Source organism: Geothrix alkalitolerans (assembly GCF_022808885.1).
In the GTDB taxonomy this organism is placed as follows: Bacteria; Acidobacteriota; Holophagae; order Holophagales; family Holophagaceae; genus Geothrix; species Geothrix alkalitolerans.
Genome location: NZ_JAKZLE010000005.1, coordinates 205,372 through 231,255, shown reverse-complemented (window position 1 = coordinate 231,255; position 25,884 = coordinate 205,372). Strand labels below are relative to the sequence as shown.

Below are 25,884 nucleotides of genomic sequence, written 5' to 3'. Positions count from 1 at the left end.
ATCACCAGCTCGGCCGGTTTATTCAGGCCCTCAGCCGATGCGGTCCATCCGGCGGAGCCCGGGCACCTTCCAGGCGGTGGTCGCCACCACCAGCAGGGTCATGCAGCCCCCGAAGACCACCGAAGGCACCAGGCCGAGCAGCCGGGCCGCCAGGCCGCTCTCGAAGGCGCCGATCTCGTTGCTGGAGCCGATGAACACCTGGTTCACCGAGGACACCCGGCCCAGCATGTGTTCCGGCGTGAGGGTCTGGAGCAGGGTGGCCCGCAGCACCACGCTGACATTGTCCACGGCCCCGCTGGCGGCCAGCAGCAGCAGGCTGAGCGCGAAGCTCCGGCTCAGGGCGAAGGCGATCATGGCCGCGCCGAAGCCCGCCACGCAGAGCAGCAGCGTGCGCCCGGCCCGCCGCAGGGGCGGCAGGTGGGCCAGGGTGATGCCCATGAGCACCGACCCCACGGCCGGCGCCGCGCGGAGGGCGCCGAGCCCCTGGGGGCCCACCTTCAGGACCTCCTTGGCGAACACCGGCAGCACCGCCACGGCCCCGCCGAAGAGCACGGCGAAGAGGTCGAGGCTGATGGCCCCCAGCAGCAGGCGCTGGGAGAACACGAAGCGCAGGCCCTCGCCGAGGCTTGCCAGCACCGAGCCCGCCCGCGGCGCCACGGGGCGGGGCGCGTAGCGGATGAAGAGCAGGCCCAGCGTGCCGCAGGCCAGGAGCAGCATCACCAGGAAGTGGGCCAGGGCCGGGCCCCGCCAGGCGTAGACGAGCCCGCCCAGCGCGGGGCCCACCACCATGCCCGTGTGGAAGACGGACACCCGCCAGGTGGAGCCGTTGGCGTAGAGCGCCTTGGGGAGCAGGTCCGTGCCCAGGGCCACGTTGGCGGGACGGTAGAATGCCCGCACCAGGCCCGTGAGGAAGATGACGGCGTAGATGGGCCACACGGCGCGGGCCAGCGGGCCCGTGGAGCACCGCCAGGTGAAGGCCCACAGCAGGCCCGAACAGAGGGCGAGGCCCAGCGTGGCGGCCATGCAGAGGCGCAGGCGGTTCGCCCGGTCCGCCGCGTGGCCGCCGAACAAGGCCGTGGCCAGGAAGGGCAGCGCCTCGGAGAGGCCCACCAGGCCCAGGGCCAGGGGATCGCCGGTGCGGTCGTAGACCTGCCAGCCCACCACCACGCCCTGCATCTGCAGGCCCAACGTGACGAGCCCCATGGTCGCGATGAACCAGCGGTAGTTCACGTCCCTCAGGGCCGCGTAGGGATCGTGCGTCGCCGCCGCGTCAGACACGCTGGATCACTCGTACCTCAGGGCGTCGATCACATCCAGCTTGGCGGCCTTGAGGGCCGGCAGGAAGCCCGCCGCCACGCCCACCAGGCCCGAGAACCCCAGGCCCAGGGCCACCGCCCAGGATTCAGTCACGGCGGGTATCTGGAACTTCTGGAGAATGAAGACGGCGCTATAGGCGAAGGCGATGCCGATGAGGCCCCCGAGCACGGACAGCACGATGGCCTCGATGAGGAACTGCCAGAGGATGCTGTGCTGGGTCGCCCCCAGGGCCCGGCGGATGCCGATCTCCCGGGTTCGCTCCGTGACGCTCACCAGCATGATGTTGGAGATGCCGATGCCGCCCACCACAAGTGAGATGCTGGCGGCCACGGCGAGCAGGGCCGTGAGGATGCCTGCCTGCTGGCTCTGCATCTGCACGATGTCGTCCTGCTTGCGGATCTGGAAGGGGTTGTCGTCCTTGGGGGCGACCTTCATGCGCTGGCGCAGGAGGGCGGTGATCTCGGCCTCCGCCAGCTCGGCCTTGCCCTCCTGGGCGCTGACCATGATGCGCTGGATCTTGTCGCGGCCCATGATCTTGCGCATGACCGTGGTGTAGGGCGCCACGATGAGATCGTCCTGGTCCCCCCACATGCCGGCGCCCTTCTTCTCGAGGACGCCCACCACCTGGAACGGGAGGGCCCCGATGCGGACCGTGAGGCCCACGGGATCCTCCCCGTTGGGGAAGAGGTTGTCCTTCACGGTCTGGCCGATGACGCAGACCTTGGCCATGCCGCGCACCTCGGTGTCGGTGAAGAAGCGGCCGTTCTCCACCTCCCATCCGCGGATCTGGAGGAACTCGGGGCCCGTGCCCTGGATCTGGGTCACGTAGTTGCTGTTCTGGTAGATGACCGGCCTCGTGGTCTGCACATGGGCCGTGGCCGCCACGACGCTGCTCTGGGCAAGTTCCTGCTGGATCAGGGGGGGGTCGCTTTCCAGCAGGATGTCGGCGCTGCCCAAGGCGGAGGGCCCGAACCGATTGCCGCCGGCCCCGGGGAAGATGGTGAGCATGTTCGAGCCCATGTTCTGGATGAGGGCGATGGAGGCGCGCTTGGAGCCCTCGCCGATGCCGATCATGGCGATGACCGCTCCCACGCCCACGATGATGCCGAGCATGGTGAGGAAGGCCCGCATCTTGTTCCGCGTGATGGCGAATAGGGCGAGTTTGAGGAATTCCAGGAAGCGCATGGACCCCCCCGGCTACCGCCGTCCGCCGTTCGTTCCGCCAGAGGCGCCGTTGGCCTGCTTGGTGTTCTCGACGCCGGTGAGGATCATCATCCCCTCCTGCAGCCCTTCTCCGGTGATCTCCGTGAACTGGCCATCCGAGATGCCAGCCTTCACCGCCAGCGCCTTGGGCTTCCCATTCTCCAGCACCCAGACCCGGTCCTCGCGCTTGGCCACCACGCCGCCCTTGCTTCCCGTGGTGCTCTGAGCGCCCTGGCGGGGGCGCCCCATCATCATGGGCCCGCCCAGGCGCAGACCTTCGGCCGGCTTCTCCTCCTTGAGGAAAGCGGCGGGGTTGAACCGGAGGGCCGAATTCGGCACCCGCAGCACGTCCCGCTTCTGGTTGGTGATGATGGTGACATTGGCGGTCATGCCGGACCGGAGGGCCAGATCGCCCGTGAACTTGGGGCCGCCCAGCAGGCTTGCGCCGCCGGGAGTCCGGGCAAGGGCCATGCGGTCCGCCGGGACCGCGCTGGGCTTCATCGCCGGGCGGGCCGTCGCGGTGACCGCCGCCGCCTGGCGCTCCTTGAACCGCTTGAGGAACTGCTCCTTGGTGACGCCCTGCGCCTCCATGCGCTCTCTCAAGCGCTCCCAGGCCTTCTCGGGGTCCCGCGCGCCGGCGACCGGTGCCCCTGGGGCCGGATCCCCTCCACTCCCGGAAAGTGGCTCGTTGGGCACCACCATCTCCACCACGTAGTTCACCACGTTGCTGGTGGTGATGGGCTCCTGCCGCACCAGGCTCACGGTGGCCGCGAACTGCTTGTCCGGCAGGCTGTCCACGGTGAACATGGCCCGCTGGCCCACCTGCACCTCGTCGATGTCCGACTCGCCGATGGACACCTGGACCTTCATCTTCGACAGATCCTGAGCGATCTGGAACAGGTTCGGCGTGCTGAAGCTGGCGGCCACGGTCTGGCCCACGTCGGCCAGCCGGGAGATCACCACGCCATCCACCGGAGCGGTGATGTCGCAGTAGCCGCGGTTGGCCTTGGCCCGGGCCAGGGAGGCCTGCGCGGACTCCAGGTTGCCGCGGGCGTTCTTGAGGGCCGTCTCCTTGGTGTCGAGATCCTGGTCCGCCAGGAGCTTGTCCGCGGCCAGGCGCTTGCTGCGGTCATGGTCGGCCTTGGCGAAGTCGTAGGCGGCCTGGGCGCGGAGCAGGCTGGCCTGCGCATCCTGGAGCTGGGTGTCCCAGACGGTCGGATCGATCTGGGCGATGAGCTGCCCCTTCTTCACGATGCTGTTGTAGTCCACGTAGAGGGCCGAGATCACGCCGGACACCTGGGTGCCCACGGCCACCTGCACCACCGGGCTCACGGCGCCCGTGGCATTGATGCGCTGGATGATGTTGCCGCGGTCCACCTTGGCTGAGCGCCACTTGATCTCTTCTTTGGGACGGGTCAGCAGGTAGGTCGCCCCCCCTGCCACCACCACGACGCCGATGCCGAGGCCGATCCAGGTGTTCCGTTTCATGGCGCCGCGCTCCGCTTCTCAAGGGTCCGAACAGGGGCCCAGCCCTGTACCTTCGCATAACGATGTATGGACCACCAGGGAAGGTTCCCGGTTGAAGCCGGAAAACCGGAAAACTATCGGAGCAGCCCCAGGCCTTCCGTGATGGCCCGCTTCGCGAACCCGTCCGCCAGGGCGTACTGGATGAAGCCGCCCGCCAGGACGATGGCTGCGGACACCAGCACGGCGGCGCCCGCCAGGGGGGCGCGGACAGCCGGCCGGTCCGAGGCGAGGCGCTCGGCCTCGGCGCTGGGGGCCTGGAGGAAGAGGGCCACCAGGAAGCGCAGGTAGTAGTAGGCGGACACCAGGCTCGCGAGGACGCCCAGGATGGCCAGGCCCACATGGCCCGTGCCCACCAGCTCGCGGAAGATCATGTACTTGCCGTAGAAGCCGCCCAGGGGCGGAATGCCCGCCAGGCTCAGCATGAAGACCGCGGCCGAGAAGCCCATGGCCGGGCGCTTCCAGCCCAGGCCCCGCAGGTCCTCGAAGGTGGTCTGCTCGCCCACCAGGCCGAAGGCCGTCAGAAGACCGAAGGCGCCCATGTTCATGGCCAGGTAGATGACCAGGTAGAACAGCACGCCCGTGTAGGCGGCCGGGGTGCCGGCCACGAAGCCCAGCATGAGGTAGCCCGCGTGGCTGATGCTGGAATAGGCCAGCATGCGTTTCACGTTGGACTGCACCAGGGCCGTGAGGTTGCCGAGCACCAGTGTGGCGACGGCCAGCACAGCCATCACGGACTGCATCTTCGCACCCACGGGGCCCAGGGAACCGAAGCTGCCGGGGAAGACGCGCAGGAGGGCGATGAAGGCCACGCCCTTGGTGGCCACGGACATGAAGCCGGCGATGGGATGGGGCGAGGCCTCGTAGGCGTCCGGCGTCCACTGGTGGAAGGGCACGGCGGAGACCTTGAAGAGGAAGCCCAGCAGCATCAGGGCGGCGCCCACCAGCACCAGGGGATCGAGGGCGAGTCCCTGGACGGTGAGAATGGAGGCCGCGGCGGCCAGGTCGAAGGTCCCGCTCAGGCCGTAGATGAGCACCCCGCCCATGAGGAAGCAGCTGGAAGCCACGGCGCCGGTCAGGAAGTACTTCATGCCGCCTTCGGCGCTCTCGGAGCGGGCGCGCACAGTGCCCACCAGGGCGTAGAGGGGGAGGCTGAACAGCTCCAGCCCCAGGAAGAGCACCACGAAGTGGGTGGTGGAGGCGAAGAGCACCATGCCCACCACGGCGAAGAGCAGCAGGGCGAGGGTCTCGCCCTTCACCCAGCCTTCCTGGTGGAAGTGGTCCCAGCTCTGCAGGATGGTGAGGGCTGCGGCCACGGCCACGAAGATGCCCGTGAACTGGGCCAGGCGATCCATGTGGAGCTGGAAGAAGGCCGGCTGGCTGCCTGTCCTCCAGAGATCGGTCAGATACCAGAAGCTGGCGCCCACGGCGAGGAGGGCCGTCCCGTACATGGCGCCCCGGATCCACTTGGTGGTGGCCTGGTCCTTGTCGATGGACATCAGGGTGACCAGGCAGGCGCCGAACACGGGGATGAGCAGCGGCAGCAGGGCCGCCCACTGGCTGGGGGTGAGGCTCATTGGTGCACCTCATGGGCGGCGGGAGCTTCGGGAGCGTGGGCGCCGGCGGCACCGGCAGCCTCGTGGGCCCCGGAAACCTCATGCACGGCAGGGGTCAGGACGAAGGTCCGGGGCGCCGGCGCCTTCACCTCCTGGAGGAGGGCGGTCACGGGCGTCTCGCTGGCGGCCACGAAGGTCTTCGGGTGGACGCCCATCCAGACGATGAGCACGACGATGGGCAGCATCACCGCGATCTCCCGCGCGTTCAGGTCGCTGTGCAGGTGATGGGTGCCGCTGTCCTCGTCCTTGTTTTCGGGGCCCCAGAAGACCCGCATGAACATCCACAGCATGTAGACCGCGCCGAGCAGCACGCCGGAGGTGGCCAGGGCGGCATAGAGGCGGCCCCACGGGAAGCCGGACAGGAAGGTGCCGTTGAGGATCCAGAACTCGCCCACGAACCCGTTGGTGAGGGGCAGGCCGATGGAGCTGAGCGTCACGATCATGAAGAAGGTGGTGAAGATGGGCATCTTCACGGCCACGCCGCCGAAGTCGGCGATCATGCGGGTGTGGGCCCGGTCGTAGAGCATGCCCACCAGGAGGAAGAGCGCGCCGGTGCTGATGCCGTGGTTCAGCATCTGGAGCATGGCGCCCTGGGTGCCGATGACGGTCATGGAGGCCAGGCCGAGCATCACGAAACCCATGTGGCTCACGGAGGAGTAGGCAACCAGCTTTTTGATGTCGCGCTGGACCATGGCCACCAGGGCCCCGTAGACGATGGCGATGACGCTCAACAGGGCGATGGGCTTGGCGTAGTGCATCGCCGCCTGCGGAAACATGGGGATGGCGAAGCGGATGAAGCCGTATCCACCCAGCTTCAACAGCACACCGGCGAGGATGACGGAGCCAGCCGTGGGCGCCTGCACGTGGGCGTCCGGCAGCCAGGTGTGCAGCGGGAACAGCGGCACCTTGATGGCGAAGGCCACGGCGAAGGCGATGAACAGCCAGCCCTGGACGCCGAAGGGCAGCGCCGAGGCCGCCTGGGCCATCACGGCGGGGTTGAAGCCGCCGGCCTTGTTGGCCAGGTAGAGCAGCGCCACCAGCCACAGGAGGGACCCGCTCAAGGTGTAGAGGAAGAACTTGTTGGCGGCGTAGCGGCGTTCGTCACCGCCCCAGACCCCGATCATGAAGTACATCGGGATCAGCATGGCCTCCCAGAAGAGGTAGAACACGAACAGGTCCTGGGCCACCAGGGCGCCCAACATGCCCGTCTCCAGCAGGAGGAACAGGGCCGCGAAGGTGCCCATGCGGTCCTTGAGACTGTTCCAGGTGCCCAGCATGGTGAGGGGCACGAGGAAGGTCGTCAGGAGTACCAGCCAGAGGTTCAGGCCGTCCACCGCCAGGGCGTAGTCCACGGGCAGGCCCACCAGCGTGAACCAGGGCGTGCGCTCGGCCATGACCGTGCCGCCCGCGGCGGGCGCGTGGCCAAGCAGCCAGGCGAGGCTCAGGACGAAGATGGCCAGGGCGCCCAGGAAGCCCAGCAGGCGCGCCAGCTTGCCCAGCGCGTGCGGCAGGGCCATGAGGAGGAAACCCAGGACGGTTGGCGCGAAGACCAGGAAGGTGAGGGGATGGAGGTTCAGCCAGGTCATCGCCCCACCTACTTCAGGAAGACATAGAGGAGGATCGCGGCCCCCAGCGCCATGCTGAGCGCGTAGTTCCGCACCCGGCCCGTCTGGAAGAGCGCCGTGAAATCCCCGGAGACCCGGGCCAGCGCACCCGGAAGGTTCACGCCCACGCCGTCGATGATGATGACGTCGAAGAGCTTCCACAGGAGGTTGCCGAACCAGCGGATGGGCCGGAGCAGGTAGAGCTCCACGCCCTCATCCACGTAGTACTTGTTCACCAGCACCCGGTGGACCGTGGGGAACTTCTCGGCGAAGGCCAGCTCCCAGGCCGGGCCGTTCTTGTACTTCGACCAGCCCAGGAAGCCGAAGACCAGGCCCAGGGTCGTGGAGATCGCGGCCAGCAGCACCGCCGGACCCTCGTGGTGGCCATGGGCGGCGTGGGTCTGTCCGTAGGTGAGGGCCGGCTTCAGCCACTCGCCAACGGCGAAGTGGCCGCCGAAGGCCTCGGGCACGCCCCAGAAGCCCCAGAGCAGCGAGCCCACCGCCAGCACCATGAGCGGCACCGTCATGGACAGCGGGCTCTCATGGGCGTGCTCGTAGGCATGGTGGTCGCGGGGCTCGCCCCAGAAGGCCAGGGCCATCAGGCGCCACATGTAGAAGCTGGTGCAGCAGGCCGCGACGACGCCCACCGCCCACAGGGCCGGGGACTTCAGGTAGGCCAGGTAGAGGATCTCATCCTTGCTGAAGAAGCCGGAGGTGCCGGGGAAGCCCATGATGGCGACGGTGCCGGCCACCATGGTGATGAAGGTGATCTTCGTCTTGTTCTTCAGGCCGCCCATCTTGAAGAGGTCCTGCTCGTGGTGCATGGCGTGGATCGCGCTGCCGGCGCCGAGGAAGAGGAGGGCCTTGAACCAGGCGTGGGTGAAGACGTGGAAGAAGCCCGCCGCGAAGCCCGCCGCGCCCAGGCCCAGGAACATGTAGCCCAGCTGCGAGACGGTGGAATAGGCCAGCACCTTCTTGATGTCGCGCTGGAAGAGGCCGATGGTGGCGGCGAAGAGGGCCGTGGCCGCGCCCACCCAGGCCACCACGTCGAGGCTGATGGGCGTCAGCGTGTAGAGGGGGGCCAGGCGGCAGATCATGTAGATGCCGCTGGTCACCATGGTGGCCGCGTGGATGAGGGCGCTGACGGGCGTCGGGCCTGCCATGGCGTCCGGCAGCCAGAGGTAGAGGGGCAGCTGGGCGCTCTTGCCCGTGGCGCCCACGAAGAGCATCAGCGTGGCGAAGGTGAGGATGCCGAACCCGGCCTCAGGTGCCAGGTGCCCGGCCTGGGTGAGGATGTCCGCGATGGTCAGGGTGCCGAAAGCGGCGAAGAGCACCAGCATGCCGATCGACACGCCCAGGTCGCCCACGCGGTTGAAGAGGAAGGCCTTCAGGCCCGCCTGGGGCGCGAAGTCCGTTTCGAAGTAGTAGCCGATGAGCAGGTAGGAGCAGAGGCCCACGCCCTCCCAGCCCACGAACATCAGGGGCAGGCTCGAGCCCAGGATCAGGGTCAGCATGAAGAACACAAACAGGTTCAAGTAGCTGAAGAACCGCGCGTAACCCTCCTCCGCGTGCATGTAGCCCACGGAGTAGAGGTGGATGAGGAACCCGACGCCCGCGACGACCAGCATCATGGTGCCGCTGAGGGGATCGATCACCAGGCCGAAGGGGACGGACAGGGAGCCGGTCAGCATCCACTCGCCGTAGTTCAGCACCAGGCGGTGGTCGGGCATCCCCTTCATGGCGAAGAAGGCGGAGGTGGCGACCAGCAGCGAGGCCAGGACCACGCCCACGCCCACGACGGTGACGGCGCCCTTACCCGCGCGCTTGCCCAGCAGGCCGTTGAAGGCCGCCCCCAGCAGGGGAAGGATCGGAATGAGCCAGTAGTACTTGTTCATCGCATCCTCACTGCTTCAGGCTGGCGGCCCGGTCCGAGTCTGTGGTGTCCCGGTGGCGGTAGAGGCCGATGATCAGCGCCAGGCCGATGGCCGCCTCGCAGGCGGCGACGGCGATGATGAAGAGGTAGAAGACCATGGCCTGGGCGTCCCCCCCGCGGAAGCGGGCGAAGGCCAGCAGGACCACGTTGGCGGCGTTGAGCATCAGCTCCACGCCCATGAACTGGAGGAGGAGCGTCCGGCGCAGCAGCACCGTCGCCAGCCCCAGGAAGAAGAGCAGCAGCGCCACCACCAGGTACCCCTGAAGGCCGCCGTTGAGGATCTGATGGATCGTATCCATGCCGGTCATCGCTGGCTCCTCACAGGTTCCGTTTGGTCAGCGCCACGGCGCCGATCATCGCGGCCAACAGCACGAGGCCGGCCACCTCGAAGCCCAGCAGGTGGTCGGCGAAGAGATTGGTTCCCACCGTCTGCAGGGTCATGGCCTGGGGCATCTCCGCCCCCTTCACCGCCAAGGCCTTCACCCCGGGGGAGGCTAGCACCAGCTTCACGGCGCCGAAGGCCAGGACCGCGAGCAGGGCCACGGACAGCCAGCGCTGGACGGGGTGGGAGACGGCGGCCTCCTCCTCCTGGTGGCTGCTCAGCATCATGATCACGAAGAGCACCAGCACCATGATCGCGCCGGTGTAGACGATGATCTGGAGCGCGGCGGCGACCGGGTTGGCCAGCAGCACGAAGAGCCCGGCCACGCCGAAGAAGGCGGCCACCATGCAGAGGCCCGCCACGACGACGTTCTTCTGCAGCAGCATCCCCAGGGCGCCCAGGAGGGTGATGAGGGCAAAGGTGATGAACATGGCCGCTCCCTTACATCGCGATCGTGCGGCGCGGCACGGATGGGGTGGGATCCCCGGAGATGCTCTCCTTGCCGTCGGCCTTGGCGTAGGTGTTCATCAGGTCCCACTTGCCGTACTGCATGGCGAGCCGGTCGTAGGCGGCCACTTCGTAGTCCTTGCGGAGCCAGATGGCGTCCTTGGGGCAGGCCTCTTCGCACATGCCGCAGTAGATGCACCGCAGCATGTCGATGCTGAACTTGGCCGGGCGCTTCTCCTCGAAGCCCTGGGTGATGTTGAGCTCGCTGAACTCCTCGGCCTCGATGCTGATGCAGCGGGCCGGGCAGGCCTCCTGGCACATGAAGCAGGCCACGCACTTGATGGCCCCGTCCTCGAAGCGCTTCAGCTCGTGGAGGCCGCGGTAGCCCTCGGGCATCTCTTTCTTCATGTCCGGGTACTGGATCGTGTAGCGCTTGGCGGTGGGCGTGAAGAGCTGCCTGAAGAAGTGCCTGAGCGTGATGCCCATGCCCTTCATCACCGGCCAGACATAGGTGCGGTCCAGCCAGCTCAGCTCGACCTTCTTGACGACGACACCCATCGCCTACTCCTCAGTGGCCCTGGCTCATGCGCCAGGCGTGGAAGACCAGGTTGACCATGGACATCGGCAGCATCGCCTTCCATCCGAGATGCATGAGCTGGTCATAACGGAACCGCGGCAGCGTCCAGCGGATCCAGACGAAGACCCAGGCGAAGAAGAGCATCTTCACCAGGAAGCTGGCCACGGAGAGCAGCACCGAGGGGTTCTGCACGAAGGGCACCTGCCAGCCGCCGAAGTAGAGCGTGGCGATGAGCGCCGATGCCGTCATCAGGTGGCAGTACTCGGAGAGGGCCAGCAGGCTGAACTTCATGCTGCCGTATTCGACGTTGAAGCCTGCCACGATCTCGCTCTCGCCCTCGGCGAAGTCGAAGGGCAGGCGGTTCGTCTCGGCGAACATGCACGTGAAGAACACGATGAAGCCGAGGGGCTGGCGGACGATGTTCCAGGCCCAGGGGAGGTGGCCCTGTGCCTTGATCACCTCGGAGGGGTCGTAGCCCCCGGCGGTCATGAAGATGGTGACCACCGCCAGGCTCATGCCGATCTCGTAGCTGACCATGGTGGCCGACGAGCGCATGCCGCCGAGGATCGACCACTTGTTGTTGCTGGACCAGGCCGCCACCAGCACGCCGTAGACCGCCATGCCGCCGATGGCCAGGGGGTAGAGCAGCCCCATGCCGTTGCCGGGGTCCAGCAGCGCCAGGTGGTACTCGTGGCCGCCGCTCACGAAGCTGCGCCCAAAGGGAATGACGGCGAAGCCCATGAGGGCCGGCACCAGGGCCAGGAAGGGCGCCAGCCAGAAGAGGGCTTTGTTCGCGTCGTGGGGGACCAGGTCCTCCTTGAAGAAGAACTTGATGCCGTCCGCCAGGGGCTGGGCCAGGCCGATGATCTTGATCTTGCCGAAGAGGGCCGCGCGGTTGGGCCCGATGCGGTCCTGAATCATGGCCGCGCCGCGGCGCTCCACCCAGGTCCAGAGGGCCGCCAGCGAAAAGACGCCGCCGAAGACGATGACGAGTTTCGCCACCATCCAAGCGGTGGCAGGCGAGGTGTGCAGCAGGCTTGCGAGCTTGTCCATGGGCGGCTTCCCGGCAGGGCCACCCTCGGGGAGGCCCAACCCATCGAGCCTATCAGAGCCCCGGCCCTCACGACACGAAGGGAAAGAAATCCCCGGGTGCCGATGCGACCTGGATCACAGCCTCCCGACCGCCGGGTGACTGCGCAGAGCCTGGGGGGCTCTGTGCAGTCGGGCCCCCGGCGAGGAGGGAATCACCTTATCCCGTTACCCCTTGGACTCGATCTTCGCCCAGCTGTCCTTCAGCCCCACCGTCCGATTGAAAACCGGACTGCCGGGCCTGGAATCGGGATCCACGGCGAAGTAGCCCGTGCGCTCGAACTGGAAACGCTCCCCGGGCAGCGCCTCGCGGAGGCTCGGCTCCAGGCGGGCTTCCGCGAGCACCTCGAGGCTTCCAGGATTGAGGAGGGTTTTCCAGTCCCGGCCCTCGGGCACGTCCATGGGGTCCTCCTGCGTGAAGAGGGCCTCGTAGAGCCGCACCTCCGCTTTCACGGCATGGGTCGCGCTTACCCAATGGAGGGTGCCCTTCACCTTCCGGCCGTCCGGCGCGTTCCCGCCCTTGCTGGCGGGATCCCACTCGCAGCGCAGCTCCACCACGTTCCCGGCAGCGTCCCTGATCACCTCGCGGCAGGTCACCAGGCAGGCTCCGCGCAGCCGCACCTCGGCGCCCGGCGCCAGTCGGAACCACTTCTTGGGGGCCTCCTCGCGGAAGTCGTCCTGGTCGATGTAGAGCTCCCGGGTGAAGGGCAGCTTCCGGACGCCCATGGCCGGATCGTCAGGGTGGTTGGCCACCTCCACCTCGAAGGCGTCCGACCCCGCCATGTTGGTGAGGACCACCTTGAGGGGCCGAAGCACGGCCATGCGGCGCGGGGCGCGCTTCTCCAGGTCCTCGCGGATGCAGAACTCCAGCAGGCCCACGTCGGCCACCATGTCGCGCTTGGCCACGCCCACCTTCTCCGCGAAAGCCCGCACGGCCTCGGGGGTGTAGCCCCGGCGGCGGAGGCCGCAGATGGTGGGCATGCGGGGATCGTCCCAGCCCCGCACGATGCCGTCCTGCACCAGCTGGAGCAGCCGCCGCTTGCTCATCACCGTGTGGGTGAGGTTCAGGCGGGCGAACTCGATCTGGCGCGGCAGGGGGCGCTGGAAGAACTTCCCCTCCACATCCTGCTCGAGGAACCACTCGTACAGGGGCCGGTGATCCTCGAACTCCAGGGTGCAGATGGAGTGGGTGATGGTCTCGATGGCGTCCGACACGCCGTGGGCGTAGTCGTACATGGGGTAGATGCACCAGGCGTCGCCCGTGCGGTGGTGGTGGGCCCGGCGGATGCGGTACATGAGCGGATCGCGCAGGTTCATGTTCCCGCTGGCCATGTCGATTTTGGCGCGGAGCACCTTCGAGCCGTCGGGGAACTCCCCGGCCCTCATGCGGCGGAAGAGGTCCAGGTTCTCCTCGGGGCTGCGGTCACGGTACGGGCTGGGCCGCCCGGGCGTGTGGAAGTTCCCGCGAAACTCGCGGATCTCCGCTTCCGAGAGGTCGCAGACGTAGGCCTTGCCTTGCCCGATGAGGTATTCCGCGTACTCGTAGAGGAAGGGGAAGTAGTCCGAGGCGTAGTGCTCGCCCTTCCAGTCGAAGCCCAGCCAGCGCACGTCGTCCCGGATGGAATCCACGTACTCCACGTCCTCCTTCACCGGGTTGGTGTCGTCGAAGCGCAGGTTCGTGGCGCCCCCGTAGGCCTTCGCCAGGCCGAAGTTCAGGCAGATGCTCTTGGCGTGGCCGATGTGCAGGTAGCCGTTGGGCTCCGGCGGGAACCGCGTGAGCACCCGCCCGCCATGCTTTCCCGAGGCGCGGTCCGCCTCCACGATCTCCTCGATGAAGTGGAGGCTCTTGGGTTCCGGAAGAGGCAGGTCAGGGGACATCGGGGCTCGCAGGAATCAAATGATCAGGATAACCCGGGGCACTCCCCGGGGAGGCTTCAGACCTCCAGGCGGGGCCATGGCCTACCATTCGGCCCCCGAAACCCTACCGTTCGGCCGGGGTCCGGGACAACTTCGCAATAACCATGGTAGATGTGGGCCCTTCCCTGCTGAAGGAATCCCGGGCGATCCCATCTTCACCCAAGGGCCAGCTCACCTCATTCGAGGTTCTCCGTGCGCATCCGATTCATTCTTTCCATCGTACTCAGCCTGGCCGTCATCACCTGCGGGGGTGGGGGTGGGGGCGGCAATGCTGCCACGAGCCCGGCCACTGCCCCCACGCCCACGGGCCTCACCGTCACCGCCACAGGATTGGACCAGATTCTACTGACATGGACCGCGCCGACCGCGGGTTTCGACGGCTACGAACTGGAATCCAAGATCGGGGACGGAGCTTTCACGAAGATCCACACCGGCCTCATTCCATCCACCTACACGAACCTCTACCTGACCTTCTCGCCCACAGCCCCGGACGCCACCGACTACGCCTTCCGCCTGCGCACGGCCAGGGGTACAGAGTTCAGCCCCTATTCGAATTCAGTCACCTACTCCCGGAGACCCAACGCTCCTAGCCAGGCCAACGCCACCTACGACTGGGCCAATTCGGTCGTGGTCCTCAACTGGAACCGGAACACGGCCAGCGCGGACGGTCTCCGAATCGAGCGCGCAGAGTGCTCCGCCTACGGTTCAGTCACCGGGACCTGGACCAGCCTTCCTTTGAGCGACCCGCAGGCCTCCACCTACCGGGATGGGGGAGTATCTCCTGATCTCTATTACACTTATCGAATCACCAATCTCAAGGGAGTCCAGGCCAGCCAGCCCAGCATCAATTCCCAACCTGTGTTCACGGGGCTGGTCTCTGTCACCTGGGTCAATGCATCCTACGACGCGACCCAGGGTGGCATGCTCGTCAGCTGGGGCTCCAGCACATCGACCCAGCCGGATGGAGTGCGCCTGGAGCGCTCCGACAGTGATGCCTACGGCAACTCCTTGGGAAACTGGACGGAGGTCTCCATGCCCTCCGGCTTCCACACCTCCTTCCTGGACCAGAGCGTCCAGGAAGGAGGCTACTACCTCTATCGAGTGACCTACCTCTACGGCGCCACGACCACCACGCCCTCCACGATGTACTACGGCGCCTCAGTCCCCCTGCTCCCGCCGGTCACCCTGCAGGTGTCTGCCACCGCAAGCGGTCTCCAACTCACTTGGCAGAATCGAAGCACCGCGGCCAACCAGATTGTCGTCCGTAGAACCCCCAATGCTGGATTTACCAGCGACGTCGCCATCCTCTCCCCCAGCACCAGTTCCTACCTGGATCCGGTGACCAGCCTCGGCTACTACACCTACACGGTGGTGGCCAAGAACAGCACCCAGGAGGCCCCAAGCGGTTACGCAACCGCCGCGACCCTGAACCCGCCGGGTGCCCTGGTTCTGATTCCGACAGGGCTGAACCTGCCTACCGCCTCGGACGCGGCCCTGCGCCCCTCGGGCGGCTGGGCATTCGCCACCCTCTCACCCCTCGGGGTTCTCTCCAACAACGACCCCTGGCCGGCCACCTTCCCGGGCGACGCCAGCCGAGAGTCCTCGCCCCTCATCCAAGTGGACCGTCAAGGATGGCCGCATGCGGTCTATGCCACTCCAGCCTCGGGCGGATCAGCCTTGAACCTGATCCACCTTTGGTACAACGGGACCGCCTGGGCCTCGGAAACAATGGCCACCGCCTCGATTCCCTGGTCCTCCGCCAACTCGGGTTGGACCTACCACCTGGACTCCACCGGCGTGCCCCACGTGCTGCTGGATCACGTGACCGCCAGCCAGCCCTACGGTGGCTCCACCGCCAGTCTATCCTACCTGCATAAGGTGAATGGATCATGGGTGGAAGAATCCCTTGCCAGCCTCTCCCCCTCCGTGTCCAACATCGGATCATTCCACATTACCTTGGACAGTTCTGACACACCCCACATCCTCCTCGGCAACTGGGGTTCGGTCATCGACTATGTCCTGACCGGAGCAGGTACCTGGACTGCCTCGACCCCACCCACAGGGACCATCCAAGCAGGGTGGTACGATTTCCTGGATTCTGCCTGGGTCGACGGCAGCAACGGATGGATCTTCTTCGAGCAGTATGTCGGGGGCAACATTCTTGAACACGGCCTATGGGTGATCCAGTTGAAGGCCGGTGTATGGCAGTCTCCGGTGCTCCTGGGGTCTCGGGTGCACGATGGCGCGAGCACCACAGCTTCGGCCGCCATTTCGCCTGATCAAAGCCGGGTGGCGATCGTGTTCAACACCAGCGCGGGTGTGAAGACTTACCACCAGGCGCTGGACGGTTGGCACGAGACCCTCGTGGCACCCTATACCTCCAGTTACCCCCCCCTGCTGAGGATCGGCTTCGATGAAACCCAGAAACTTCACGTCCTCAATCTGACCAACGCGGGGCTCACCGACTACCACGAGTAGCCCCGGAGCGACCTATCCCAGCCCCGCCGCCACCTGCGTCGCCCGCTCGATGCCGCGGGCCACGACGGAGCGGATGCGGCCGTCCTCCAGCGCCAGGAGGCCGGCGATGGTACAGCCGGCGGGGGTGGTGACATCGTCCTTGAGGGCCGCGGGGTGGCGGCCGGTCTCCAGCACCATGGACGCGGCCCCCAGGGTCATCTGGGCCGCCAGTTCCACGGCCACAGCCCGGGGGAGGCCGCACTGGACGCCGCCTTCGGCCAGGGCCTCGAGAATGACGAACATGAAGGCCGGCCCGCTGGCGCTGAGGCCCGTGACGGCATCCATGTGCCGCTCGTCCAGGTCCATGACCCGGCCCAGGGGCTCGAAGAGAGCCCGGGCCTGGGCCAGCTGGGCCTCGGTGACCCCCTGCCCCGGTGCCAGCACCGTCATCCCCCGGCGGATGGAGCAGGGCGTGTTGGGCATGGCCCGCACCAGGGGGGTGCCCACAGGCGTGTGGGCCGCGAGAAAGTCCAGGGTCGTGCCCGCGGCGATGGAGACCACCAGGGGGTGGTGGTCCAGCGCCCCCGAGGCGGAGAGGCCCGCCAGCAGGCCCTTCAGCTCCTTCGGCTTCACGCAGAGCAGCACCAGTTCGGCGTGGCGGACAGCCTCATCCGCGTCGCTCGAGAGCGCGATGCCCAGAGCCTCGGCCCGGGCCCGCGCGGCGCCCGGATGCCGGGTGGCCGCGTGGATTCGGCCCGCCGGGTAGCCCGAGGCCTCCACCAGGCCGGCGCTGATGGCCTGGCCCATGGTGCCGAAGCCGAGGATGGCGAGCTTGGGATGGCGGCTCATGGAGACTCCCTGAAACGGAAAACCCCCGCCTTGAGGGGCGGGGGTGGATGGCGGGACCTGGATCCAGGTCAGCCGATCATGCGACTCCCCCCCGCACGCAAGGTGCTAGGGCGCGGGTGGATGGCCGGGATGTGGATCATGCGGATCACTATAACCCCTCCGGACCTTCCGGCGGGTGGAAACCGCTACTGGTCCCGCCCCTGATCCAGGGTCCACCAGGGGCAGGCGCCCAGGTCCGAGACCACGAAGCCCTGCCGCATCTCGGAGATGAGCTGGAACTGCGTGCCGACCGGCGTGTGGAAGCCCGTGGTGATCTCGCCGGGTCCCGAGCGCACGCCGAAGTAGAAGTCGGCCTGCTCCAGACCCAGGCGGAGGACCGTCTCCTGGAGGGCCTCCCGGTGGTCCATGCCCTCGGGAATGCCCTGAATCACCTGGACCGCATCGCCCGCGATGATGGTGGGCGCATAGGCCTCGGCGCCCTGGTCCTCCAGCACGGCCAGGGTGATGTGGGTGAACTCCTGGAGATCCATCAGAGCCACCGCTCCAGCCGCGCGCCCACTTCCTCCCGGCCCACCAGGAAGAGGGTGTCGAAGATGCCCGGGCTCACGGGCTTCCCGCAGAGGGCCACGCGCAGGGCCTGGGCCAGGTCCTTGGTCTTGAGGCCGTGGCGCTCGAGGATGCCGTTGAAGCCGGCCTCCAGGCCCTCGTGGGTGTAGTCGGCCAGGGCCGCGACCTCCCGCAGGGCGGGCTTCACGGCGGGCGTCATGAACTTCTCCACGGCCTTTTCGTCAAAGGCGGTGGGCCGCTCGAAGGCGAAGCGCAGCGCCTCGGCCATGTCCGTCAGCGACTTGCCCTTCTGCGTGGCCTGGATGGCCTGGGCCCGCCAAGTCTCGGGCTTCCCGCTCCACGCCTCCGGCACGAAGGGCCTGAGATGCGGCTCCAGCTCCTGCCAGGACGCCCTCTGGATGAGCTTCTGGTTCAGCCACTGGAGCTTGTCCATGTCGAAGCGGGCCGCGCTCTTCTGGCAGTCCGCCAGATCGAAGAGCTGGATCATCTGCTCGTCCGTGAGCAGCTCCTCCTCGGCGCTCTCCACGGCCTTGCCGTCGATCTTGGGGGTCCAGGAGAGGCGGGCCAAGGCCAGCCGAACGGCGGAAGGCAGCAGGCCCATGGCCTGGTACTCGGTGATGCTGGTGGCACCGTGCCGCTTGCTGAGCTTGGCGCCGTCGGCACCCAGGATCATGGGCACGTGGGCGAAGGCCGGGAGGTCGTAGCCGAAGGCGGCGAACAGGGGGATCTGCTTGGGCGTGTTGTTCAGGTGGTCGTCGCCCCGGATGACGTGAGTGACCTCCATGTGGGTGTCGTCCACCACCACGCAGAAGTTGTAGGTGGGCACGCCGATCTCGCCGGGGGTCTCGCCGGTGCGGGCGATGATCCAGTCGTCGAGGCTCTCCGCGGGGAAGCGGGTGTCGCCCTTGATGAGATCGGGCACGAGGATGTCGCCGTCTACAGGCATGCGGAAGCGGATGGCCGCGACCTCGCTGGCGTCATGGTTCGCGTCGGCGCAGCCCTTGCCCGCGTCCAGCCCGCGGTTGTACTGGAAGACCTTGCCGGCGGCCTCCACGGCCTTCCGGCGCTCGTCCAGGGCCTCCTTGGAGCAGCGGCAGCGGTAGGCCAGGCCCTTGTCCAGCAGTTCCTGGATCTTGGTCTTGTACAGCTCCATGCGCTGCATCTGGCGGTAGGGTCCGTGGGGGCCCTTCCACTGGCCGGGATCGCCCGCGACCGGCCCTTCGTCCCAGTCGAGGCCACACCAGGCCATGCCTTCCTCGATGATGCGGATGTTGTCGTCGGTGCTGCGGGAGAGGTCCGTGTCCTCGATGCGCAGGATGAACCTACCGCCGTGCCGGCGGGCATAGAGCCAGCAGAACAGCGCCGTGCGCACCCCCCCGATGTGAAGCATGCCGGTGGGTGACGGAGCGAAGCGGGTGACGACCTGGCGGGACATGGAAGGGCTCCGGGCTATCAGCTGTCAGCTGTCAGCTATCAGACAAAACAGCGGGCGCCATCGGCGCCCGACTGAAAGCTGAGAGCTGATGGCCGACAGCTTATTTAATATACAGCTTCAGCTTGATCTCCACCGGGGAATCGCCGCTGAAGAGGCTGCGGTCCAGCACGATGGGCACCTCCACGACGCTGCGGTGGGGCATGTGCGTGGGGGCGGGGGCATGGGCCGGAGAGAAGGTGGAGTCCACGGGGAATTCGTCGATCTCCTCCAGCAGCTCGCCCGCGGACAGCTCCTCCACTTCCAGGGGCTTGGAATCCATGGCAGGTGTCGGCGGCGGCGGTGGCGGTGGCGGCGTCCCGCCCGTCAGGACGGTCTGGGGCTCCTCGACCACGCCGCCGCCATATTTCTCGGCGAGGCTCTTCAGCACGAGGCGGGCCACCCCCGAGAGGGTCTCCTTGACCCCCTCGCCCCGCATGGCGCAGGCCTCGAAGGTGGGCACGCCGAAGAGGTTGATCTCCTTATCCAGGGTGCCAATGGGCAGCGCGTTCGGTGTGTCCCGCTTGTTCCACTGGATGACGTGGGGAATCTTCGACAGGTCGGTGCCCTGTTCCTTGAGGTTGGCGATGAGGTTCTGGAAGCTCTCCTTGTTGCTTTCCAGGGCCGGGGCCTGGGAATCCGCCACGAACACCACCGCATCGGCGCCGCGGAGCACCAGCTTGCGGGTGGCGTCGTAGAACACCTGGCCGGGCACGGTGTAGAGCTGGACGCGGGTCTTCATGCCCCGGATGGTCCCAAGGTCGATGGGAAGGAAGTCGAAGAAGAGGGTGCGGTCCGTCTGGGTGGCCAGCGACAACATCTTGCCGCGCCCCTCGCCGGGCAGCGTGTCGTAGATGTGCTGGAGGTTGGTCGTCTTCCCGCAGAGGCCAGGCCCGTAGTAGACGATCTTCGCCGTCAACTCCTTCGTGGCCGCGTTGAAAAGCACCATGCTGCACCCTCGCGATTCATTCGCGTGATCTTCTGGGAAGATTGGCCGGTCCACCGAAACCCGTCAAGAAAGAACCGATATGAGGCTTCCACCCCCAATGAGCCGCCACGATGGCGGAGGGATGCGCTAAACTTCCCGCCATCCCACCTTCCCCGAGGGTTTCCATGGCCAAGCTGCTGGTGCACGAAAGCGCGGGTACCCGCGAATTCGAGATCGTGGATGAAGAAGTCCACATGGGACGCGAGCTGGACAACACCCTGCGGCTCCCTGACCCCAGCATCAGCCGCCATCACTGCGTCCTGCGCAAGGTGAGCGGGGGCTATGAGATCCAGGACCTCCAGAGCAGCAACGGCGTGCTCGTGAACGGCAACCGGGTGCAGTCATCCCCCCTTCGGAACGGGGATCGCATCACCCTGGGCCAGGTGCAGCTCACCTTCCAGGATCCCCAGTCCGAGGTCGGCGCCACGGTGGCGGTGAACCGCGAAGGCGCGGTCAAGCCCCCACTCGGCACCGTGCGGATGTCCGCGGATGAGCTGGCCGCCATCCATGCCGGGAAGGCCCCGTCTGCCGAACCCGCCGTGCCCATCCAGCCCTCCACCGGGCCCGTGCCCACGCCCGCCAAGGTGATGCCGCCCGTTCCGCCCGTGGCCCCGCCGCCGGCGCCCCGGCCCACAGCGCCCAACCGGCCTCCCGAGCAGTCCTTCCTTGGTTCCCTCCTGCCCTCCATCCCCGATGACGCCGTGACCGTGGGCGAGCGCGGCGACCTGGTGAACCGCCTCCTGGCCGTCCTCATCGACGCCGTGCCCGCGGTGCTCATCTCCATGGCCTTCATGGTCCTGTCCCACGTGCCCGTGATCGGGTGCGCCCTGGTGCCCGTCAGCGTCCTCGCGCAGCTCGCCTACTACTGGCTCTTCATCCCCTGGTGCGTCTCGAAATACGGCGCCAGCATCGGCAAGAAAATGATGAAGCTCCGGGTGGTGCCGGAGGGCCAGCCCCAGGGCCGCATCGAGTTCGGCCCCGCCATCCTCCGCCAGATCGGCAACATCCTCGCGCTCAACCTCATCGTCCTGGCCGTGAAGGGCGACGAGCGCATCAGCCTCAGCGACATGCTGGCCAAGACCGAAGTGCTGAAAGTGGATCGCTGACGGTGATCCTCACCGGGAAGCAGATCCTCGAGGCCCGGAACCAGGGGAAGATCCGCATCGATCCCTGGTCCGACCGCCAGCTGAATCCCAACAGCTACAACCTGCGCCTGGGAGATGACCTGGCCGTCTACACCGAGCGCGAGCTCGACATGGCCAAGCCCAACGGCATCGAGTTCCTGAAGATCCCCGCCGAGGGCCTGCTGCTCCAGCCCGGCACGCTCTACCTGGGGCGCACGCTGGAATACACGGAGACCCACGGCATGGTGCCCATGCTGGAGGGCCGCAGCAGCGTGGGGCGCCTGGGCCTCTTCGTGCACGTCACCGCCGGGTTCGGCGACATCGGCTTCTGCGGCTTCTGGACCCTGGAGATCAGCTGCATCCAGCCCGTCCGCATCTACGCGGGCGTGGGCATCTGCCAGATCTTCTACCACACGGTCAGCGGCGAGTACGAGAGCTACGAGTCCGGCAAGTACCAGCGCAACTCCGGCATCCAGCCGTCGATGCTGTGGAAGGATTTCGTGAAGGAATGATCAGGGCTGGGTCTGAAGCACCCAGATCCAGTTGGCCAGCAGCAGGGTGACCCCCACGGCCAGGAGGGCCCCCCGTTCCCGCAGGGACGCGGTCATGTGCAGCGTCCGCCCCGTGGCCAGCCGGGTCAGCAGCCACAGGAACACCAGCCCCAGGCCGAGGGCCACCAGGGGGTTCAGGCGCAGGGCCCCGGTCCAGTCCCCGCGCGTGAAGGCCAGCACCACCCGGGTGCTGCCGCAGGTAGGACAAGGGTGGCCGGACAACCGGTGGAACAGGCAGGTTTCGACGGAGGGGGCGCCCCGCCGTTCCACCAGTACGCCCCCCAGCACCAGCAGGAGCCAGCACCCCACCAGCGCAGCGGCCCACCATGGGGGCCGCGGCAGCCGAGAAGAGCGCTCCCAGTGGAACCGCACCGGGGGTTCCGGATCAGTGGTGGCTCATCGCTCCCAGAGCGGCCATGCCGCCGAAGAACACCGCCCAGACGAGGCCGAGGATGCCCAGCACACAGCCGATGATCCCGAGGATCTTTCCGGCCTTGGTGAGGCCTTCGCCGCTGGGGTCCATCCTGCCTTCGGCCATGGCCTTGAGATCATTGCTGCCCATGACCCACGCGAGGATGGCGAAGATGATGCAGCAAAGGAGGCCGAGGATGCCGAACACCAGCAGCATGGTGCCCCGGTGGGCCTTCACCGGCGCGGCAGACGTGTAGTCGTTCATGGGGGCTCCTGGGAGCAGATGAGACCGGGGCTGACCCGGAAAGGGGTTGGGGATGCGCCCAGTCTAAGGGGATTCCAGGGGACTTGGCCAGGGGGCTTGGACAGGCCCGGCCGCCGAATCGCCTCAAGCTCTTCCCGTTCCCACCGTCGGCCGGTCCTCTTCCCACAGCACCTCGAAGGGGCGCACCTCATGCTCGATGCCCTTGAGCAGGGAGCCCTCCAGTTGCCGCAGGCGGGCCGGCCCCACCAGCTCCGCCGTCCGGGGCCCGACGACGATCTGGCCGGGCTTGGCCACGCCGCTCTCCAGGCGGGAGGCCAGGTTCACGGTGCTGCCCATGACGGTGTAGTCCATGCGCTTCTCGCAGCCGATGTCGCCCGCGAAGGCCTCGCCGCTGTTGATGCCGATGCGCATCTTCAGCTCGGGGTAGCCCTCGGGCCGCGCTTCGTTCAGGGCCCGCAGTGTTTCTTGCATGGCCGCGGCGGCCTCCACGGCGTGGCGGGCATGGTCGGGATCGGGATTGGGCGCGCCGAAGAAGGCCATGATGGCGTCGCCGATGTACTTGTCGAGGGTGCCGCCCCGACTGAAGATCTGGTCCGTCATGGCCTCGAAGGTGCGGTTGAGGATGCCCGCCAGCACGAGCGGCTCCATGCCCTCGCTCATGCGGGTGAAGCCCGAGATGTCGGCGAAGAGCACGCTGATCTGGCAGCGCTGGGCCTGGAGGGCCGGGGCCTCCTTGCTCTGGCTGGACTTGAGGATCTGGTCCACCACGGCGGGGCTGTGGTACCGCTCCAGGCGCTGGCGGAACTTGGCCTCCCGCTCGCGCTGGATGCCCACGGCGGCGAAGTTGGCCATGGCACTCAGCAGGTGCTCGTCCTCCCGCTTGAAGCCGCCCTTGCTGAGGCTCGTCTCCAGGTAGATGACGCCCAGGGCCTGGTTCTCCACGATGAGGGGCGCGCAGAGGGCCGAGGTGATGCCGTGGATCTTGATGCTCTCGCCGGCGCTGAAGCGGGGGTCCATGCGGGCGTCCGTGGTGAGGATGGCCACCCGGTCCTTCATGGCCGTACGGGCGATGGTGCGGCTGATGGGATTGGCGTTCTGGCCCGCCTGCTCCTCCCAGACCAGCTCGGGCACCAGCTCGCCACTGGCATCCGCCAGCAGGATGAAGCCGCGCTGGCAGGGGATCTGGGCCGTCACCAGGCCCATCACGGACTCGAGCAGCTCCGCCAGGCCCGCCGCCCGCAGCAGGGTGCCGGCCATGCCGGCCAGTCGCTGGAACAAGGTCACGGCATCGCCCGCGGGGTGCTGGCCGCCGGCCTGCGCCAGCATGGCCTCCAGGCTGGCGTGAGGCACCAGGATCGAGCCGGAGGCATCGAAGGCGCGGTCCTCGAGGGAGATCCTCGGGGCGGCGCCGCGAGCCAGCAGGTTCAGGCCCTGCGTCGGAGATCCGGGCACCGGCTCGGGCATCCAGCGCACCACGGCCTCGCCCAGGAGCACCGTGTCCCCGGGATGGAGAGGCGCCGGCTCGGCCAGGGCCGCCCCGTTGAGCGTGGTGCCGTTCAGGGACTTCATGTCCATGACGTGGGGCTGGCCATCCTTGAGGAAAATCCGGGCATGGACCCGGCTGACCGCATTGGCCTGGATGCGGATGGTGGCCTGGTCGCCCCGACCCAGGGTCACACCTTCTTCCGTGAGCGTCACGGGATGCAAGGCGCCGTCAACCTGGAGGGTGAGCTTCATGTGGGGACCGGGGAGAGGTGAGTCTAGCATGGGGCTGCTGACCTCATCGGCCGGGCGCGGTATTCTATGAGGTTCCACCGCATGGTGGATGGAGGTCCATTGGCCAAAGTCGGTTTCATGTCCCTGGGCTGCCCCAAGAACCTGGTGGATTCGGAAGTCATGCTGGGCCACCTGCGTCTGAAGGGTTACCAGATCACGCCCGTGCTGGAGGAGGCCCAGGTGCTGGTGGTGAACACCTGCGGGTTCATCGACGCCGCCAAGCGGGAAAGCGTCGAGGCCATCCTCCAGGCCGCGTCCATGAAGAAAGAGGGCGCCTGCGAGAAGCTCATCGTCGCCGGCTGCCTGGTGGAGCGCTACCGCGACGAGCTCATGACCGAGATGCCCGAGATCGACGCCTGCCTGGGCACGCGGGACATCGAGCAGATCGCCGAGGTCATCGGCGCCAGCGCGGCCTACGAGCTTGATCCCAATCCCGACTACCTCTACACCGAGGCCAGCCCCCGGATGCTCACCACCCCCAAGGCCAGCGCCTACCTCAAGATCAGCGAGGGCTGCGACCATGCCTGCGCCTTCTGCGTCATCCCCCAGCTCAGGGGCGGCCAGCGCAGCCGCAGCATCGAGAGCGTGGTGGCCGAGGCCCGCAACCTCGTGGCCCAGGGCGTGCTGGAGATCAGCCTCGTGGGCCAGGACACCACGGACTACGGCCGCGACTTCGGTGATCCGGACGCGCTCGAAAAGCTGGTGCGCGCCCTGGGGAAGGTGGAGGGCCTGCGCTGGTTCCGCATCCACTACGCCTACCCGAACCGCCTGACGGACGGCCTGCTGCACGCCATGGCCGAGACACCCAACTGCGCCCGTTACCTGGACATGCCGCTTCAGCACGCGGACGCCGCCATCCTCAAGGCCATGGCCCGGGGCGGCAGCCGGACCCAGTTCCTGAAGTTGATTGAAAAAGTCCGCCGCATCGTGCCGGGCATCGCCATCCGCTCCAACTTCATCGTGGGCTTCCCCGGCGAAGACGAGGCCGCCTTCGAGGAGTTGAAAGCCTTCGTGAAGGTGGCCCGCTTCGACCATGTGGGCGTCTTCACCTACAGCCCCGAGGAGGGCACCACTGCCTACGGCCTGGGCGACCCCGTGCCGAAGCGCACGAAGGAGGCCCGCAAGCGCCGCATCCTCGAACTGCAGCAGAAGATCGCCCGCGAGAAGAACCAGGAGAAGGTGGGCCAGGTCATCGACGTGCTGGTGGAGGGCGCCCACGAGGAGACCGACCTCATCGTGAAGGGCCGCCACCAGGGCCAGGCCCCGGACATCGACGGCAACGTACTGCTGGTGGACGGGACGCCCCAGGTGAACACCATCCAGAAGGTTCGCATCGTGAAAGCGCACGCCTACGACCTCATCGGCGAGGTCGAAGAGGGCGGCCTCGAGGCGAGCACGGCGGCCTACGAGCAATCGTTCCTCGCCCGGAACCGGACCTGACGAGGTTCCGCGCTGGACGCGGTTAACCTGGGGCTCGACCTCCCAACCCAGCCGCCCAGGAGCTTTCATGCGTCCTCCCGCCCTTCTGGCTTCCGCCCTCCCCATCGGCCTGATCGTGGCCGCCGCCCTCCAGGCCGCCCACCTGCCCGCCCAGGCCCCGGCCCCGGCCAAAGCCAAGGCCAAGGCCATCGGCCCCAAGCCGGACGATCCCAAGGGCAAGAACATCAAAGCCATCGGTCCCAAACCCGACGATCCCCGGGCCAAGGATCCCAAGGCCATCGGCCCCAAGCCGGACGACCCCCGGGGCAAGGCCGCCAAACCCGCGGCCTCGCCGGCTCCCGCCAAGCGCTGAACCCCAAGGAGTCAGGCCGAGGGT

The 25,884-nt window shown here is 67.4% G+C and carries 22 protein-coding genes and 1 pseudogene; 5 read left to right on the top strand and 18 right to left on the bottom strand.

The annotated features are described in order from the left end of the window. Nucleotides 1-30: 30 nt before the first annotated feature. From MLJ35_RS11610 to MLJ35_RS11560, 11 genes are all read right to left on the bottom strand, one after another. A complete protein-coding gene (locus tag MLJ35_RS11610; protein ID WP_243384478.1) occupies nucleotides 31-1,278 on the bottom strand; it encodes an MFS transporter in 1,248 nt (415 codons plus the stop codon). Nucleotides 1,279-1,284: 6 nt separating this feature from the next. After that, on the bottom strand, nucleotides 1,285-2,502 hold the full coding sequence (locus MLJ35_RS11605; RefSeq protein WP_243384477.1) for an ABC transporter permease: 1,218 nt from the start codon (nucleotides 2,500-2,502) through the stop codon (nucleotides 1,285-1,287). A 12-nt stretch (nucleotides 2,503-2,514) separates the two neighbouring features. Next, nucleotides 2,515-4,008 carry an efflux RND transporter periplasmic adaptor subunit gene (locus MLJ35_RS11600; protein ID WP_243384476.1) on the bottom strand — a complete coding sequence of 498 codons (1,494 nt, stop codon included), beginning with the start codon at nucleotides 4,006-4,008 and terminating at the stop codon, nucleotides 2,515-2,517. 113 nt (nucleotides 4,009-4,121) lie between these two features. Continuing rightward, nucleotides 4,122-5,621: an NADH-quinone oxidoreductase subunit N gene (locus MLJ35_RS11595; RefSeq protein WP_243384475.1), complete on the bottom strand. Its 1,500-nt coding sequence runs from the start codon at nucleotides 5,619-5,621 to the stop codon at nucleotides 4,122-4,124. Beyond that, nucleotides 5,618-7,246 carry a complex I subunit 4 family protein gene (locus MLJ35_RS11590; RefSeq protein WP_243384474.1) on the bottom strand — a complete coding sequence of 543 codons (1,629 nt, stop codon included), beginning with the start codon at nucleotides 7,244-7,246 and terminating at the stop codon, nucleotides 5,618-5,620. The genes MLJ35_RS11595 and MLJ35_RS11590 overlap by 4 nt, the downstream gene beginning before the upstream one ends. Before the next feature lie 8 nt (nucleotides 7,247-7,254). Beyond that, nucleotides 7,255-9,159 carry an NADH-quinone oxidoreductase subunit L gene (nuoL, locus tag MLJ35_RS11585; protein WP_243384473.1) on the bottom strand — a complete coding sequence of 635 codons (1,905 nt, stop codon included), beginning with the start codon at nucleotides 9,157-9,159 and terminating at the stop codon, nucleotides 7,255-7,257. A 7-nt stretch (nucleotides 9,160-9,166) separates the two neighbouring features. Then, nucleotides 9,167-9,496, bottom strand: a complete 330-nt coding sequence (gene nuoK / locus MLJ35_RS11580) for an NADH-quinone oxidoreductase subunit NuoK (protein ID WP_420843041.1) — start codon at nucleotides 9,494-9,496, stop codon at nucleotides 9,167-9,169. 19 nt (nucleotides 9,497-9,515) lie between these two features. Then, nucleotides 9,516-10,010: an NADH-quinone oxidoreductase subunit J gene (locus MLJ35_RS11575; protein WP_243384471.1), complete on the bottom strand. Its 495-nt coding sequence runs from the start codon at nucleotides 10,008-10,010 to the stop codon at nucleotides 9,516-9,518. Between the two features lie 10 nt (nucleotides 10,011-10,020). Continuing rightward, nucleotides 10,021-10,584 carry a NuoI/complex I 23 kDa subunit family protein gene (locus tag MLJ35_RS11570; RefSeq protein WP_243384470.1) on the bottom strand — a complete coding sequence of 188 codons (564 nt, stop codon included), beginning with the start codon at nucleotides 10,582-10,584 and terminating at the stop codon, nucleotides 10,021-10,023. Nucleotides 10,585-10,594: 10 nt separating this feature from the next. Continuing rightward, on the bottom strand, nucleotides 10,595-11,656 hold the full coding sequence (gene nuoH, locus MLJ35_RS11565; RefSeq protein WP_243384469.1) for an NADH-quinone oxidoreductase subunit NuoH: 1,062 nt from the start codon (nucleotides 11,654-11,656) through the stop codon (nucleotides 10,595-10,597). A gap of 204 nt (nucleotides 11,657-11,860) precedes the next feature. Further along, nucleotides 11,861-13,570 (bottom strand): glutamine--tRNA ligase/YqeY domain fusion protein, encoded by a 1,710-nt coding sequence (locus tag MLJ35_RS11560; protein WP_243384468.1) that lies wholly within the window; start codon nucleotides 13,568-13,570, stop codon nucleotides 11,861-11,863. A gap of 231 nt (nucleotides 13,571-13,801) precedes the next feature. On the opposite strand from MLJ35_RS11560, the gene MLJ35_RS11555 reads away from it, so the two are divergent. After that, a complete protein-coding gene (locus MLJ35_RS11555; RefSeq protein WP_243384467.1) occupies nucleotides 13,802-16,087 on the top strand; it encodes a fibronectin type III domain-containing protein in 2,286 nt (761 codons plus the stop codon). A 12-nt stretch (nucleotides 16,088-16,099) separates the two neighbouring features. Here MLJ35_RS11555 and proC read toward each other — a convergent pair whose 3' ends face one another. The 4 genes and pseudogenes from proC to MLJ35_RS16245 all read right to left on the bottom strand — a co-directional run. Further along, nucleotides 16,100-16,915 carry a pyrroline-5-carboxylate reductase gene (gene proC, locus MLJ35_RS11550; RefSeq protein ID WP_243384466.1) on the bottom strand — a complete coding sequence of 272 codons (816 nt, stop codon included), beginning with the start codon at nucleotides 16,913-16,915 and terminating at the stop codon, nucleotides 16,100-16,102. A gap of 185 nt (nucleotides 16,916-17,100) precedes the next feature. Continuing rightward, nucleotides 17,101-17,445 carry a hypothetical protein gene (locus MLJ35_RS11545; protein ID WP_243384465.1) on the bottom strand — a complete coding sequence of 115 codons (345 nt, stop codon included), beginning with the start codon at nucleotides 17,443-17,445 and terminating at the stop codon, nucleotides 17,101-17,103. Then, entirely contained in the window at nucleotides 17,445-18,917 is a 1,473-nt protein-coding gene (gene gltX / locus MLJ35_RS11540) for a glutamate--tRNA ligase (RefSeq protein ID WP_243384464.1), read from the bottom strand. The genes MLJ35_RS11545 and gltX overlap by 1 nt, the downstream gene beginning before the upstream one ends. Nucleotides 18,918-19,329: 412 nt before the next feature. Next, nucleotides 19,330-19,902 (bottom strand): annotated as a pseudogene (locus tag MLJ35_RS16245) (GTP-binding protein); the annotation flags it as partial. A gap of 164 nt (nucleotides 19,903-20,066) precedes the next feature. Here MLJ35_RS16245 and MLJ35_RS11530 point away from each other — a divergent pair. Together MLJ35_RS11530 and dcd are read left to right on the top strand one after the other, a co-directional pair. Then, nucleotides 20,067-21,047: an FHA domain-containing protein gene (locus MLJ35_RS11530; protein ID WP_243384463.1), complete on the top strand. Its 981-nt coding sequence runs from the start codon at nucleotides 20,067-20,069 to the stop codon at nucleotides 21,045-21,047. Nucleotides 21,048-21,049: 2 nt separating this feature from the next. Continuing rightward, nucleotides 21,050-21,577: a dCTP deaminase gene (dcd, locus tag MLJ35_RS11525; RefSeq protein ID WP_243287026.1), complete on the top strand. Its 528-nt coding sequence runs from the start codon at nucleotides 21,050-21,052 to the stop codon at nucleotides 21,575-21,577. Here the strand turns inward: dcd and MLJ35_RS11520 are convergent, their stop codons facing one another. From MLJ35_RS11520 to MLJ35_RS11510, 3 genes are all read right to left on the bottom strand, one after another. Next, nucleotides 21,578-21,988: a DUF2752 domain-containing protein gene (locus MLJ35_RS11520; RefSeq protein WP_243384462.1), complete on the bottom strand. Its 411-nt coding sequence runs from the start codon at nucleotides 21,986-21,988 to the stop codon at nucleotides 21,578-21,580. A gap of 13 nt (nucleotides 21,989-22,001) precedes the next feature. After that, the gene (locus MLJ35_RS11515; RefSeq protein ID WP_243384461.1) at nucleotides 22,002-22,292 is read right to left on the bottom strand and encodes a DUF4190 domain-containing protein; all 291 of its coding nucleotides are present in this window, start codon (nucleotides 22,290-22,292) and stop codon (nucleotides 22,002-22,004) included. Between the two features lie 123 nt (nucleotides 22,293-22,415). After that, nucleotides 22,416-24,029, bottom strand: coding sequence for an adenylate/guanylate cyclase domain-containing protein (locus MLJ35_RS11510; RefSeq protein ID WP_243384460.1), 1,614 nt, complete (start codon nucleotides 24,027-24,029; stop codon nucleotides 22,416-22,418). A 99-nt stretch (nucleotides 24,030-24,128) separates the two neighbouring features. Here MLJ35_RS11510 and rimO point away from each other — a divergent pair, with 99 nt between their 5' ends. Beyond that, a complete protein-coding gene (rimO, locus tag MLJ35_RS11505) occupies nucleotides 24,129-25,508 on the top strand; it encodes a 30S ribosomal protein S12 methylthiotransferase RimO (protein WP_243384459.1) in 1,380 nt (459 codons plus the stop codon). A gap of 67 nt (nucleotides 25,509-25,575) precedes the next feature. Beyond that, the gene (locus MLJ35_RS11500) at nucleotides 25,576-25,860 is read left to right on the top strand and encodes a hypothetical protein (RefSeq protein ID WP_243384458.1); all 285 of its coding nucleotides are present in this window, start codon (nucleotides 25,576-25,578) and stop codon (nucleotides 25,858-25,860) included. The last annotated feature ends 24 nt before the right edge of the window (nucleotides 25,861-25,884 follow it).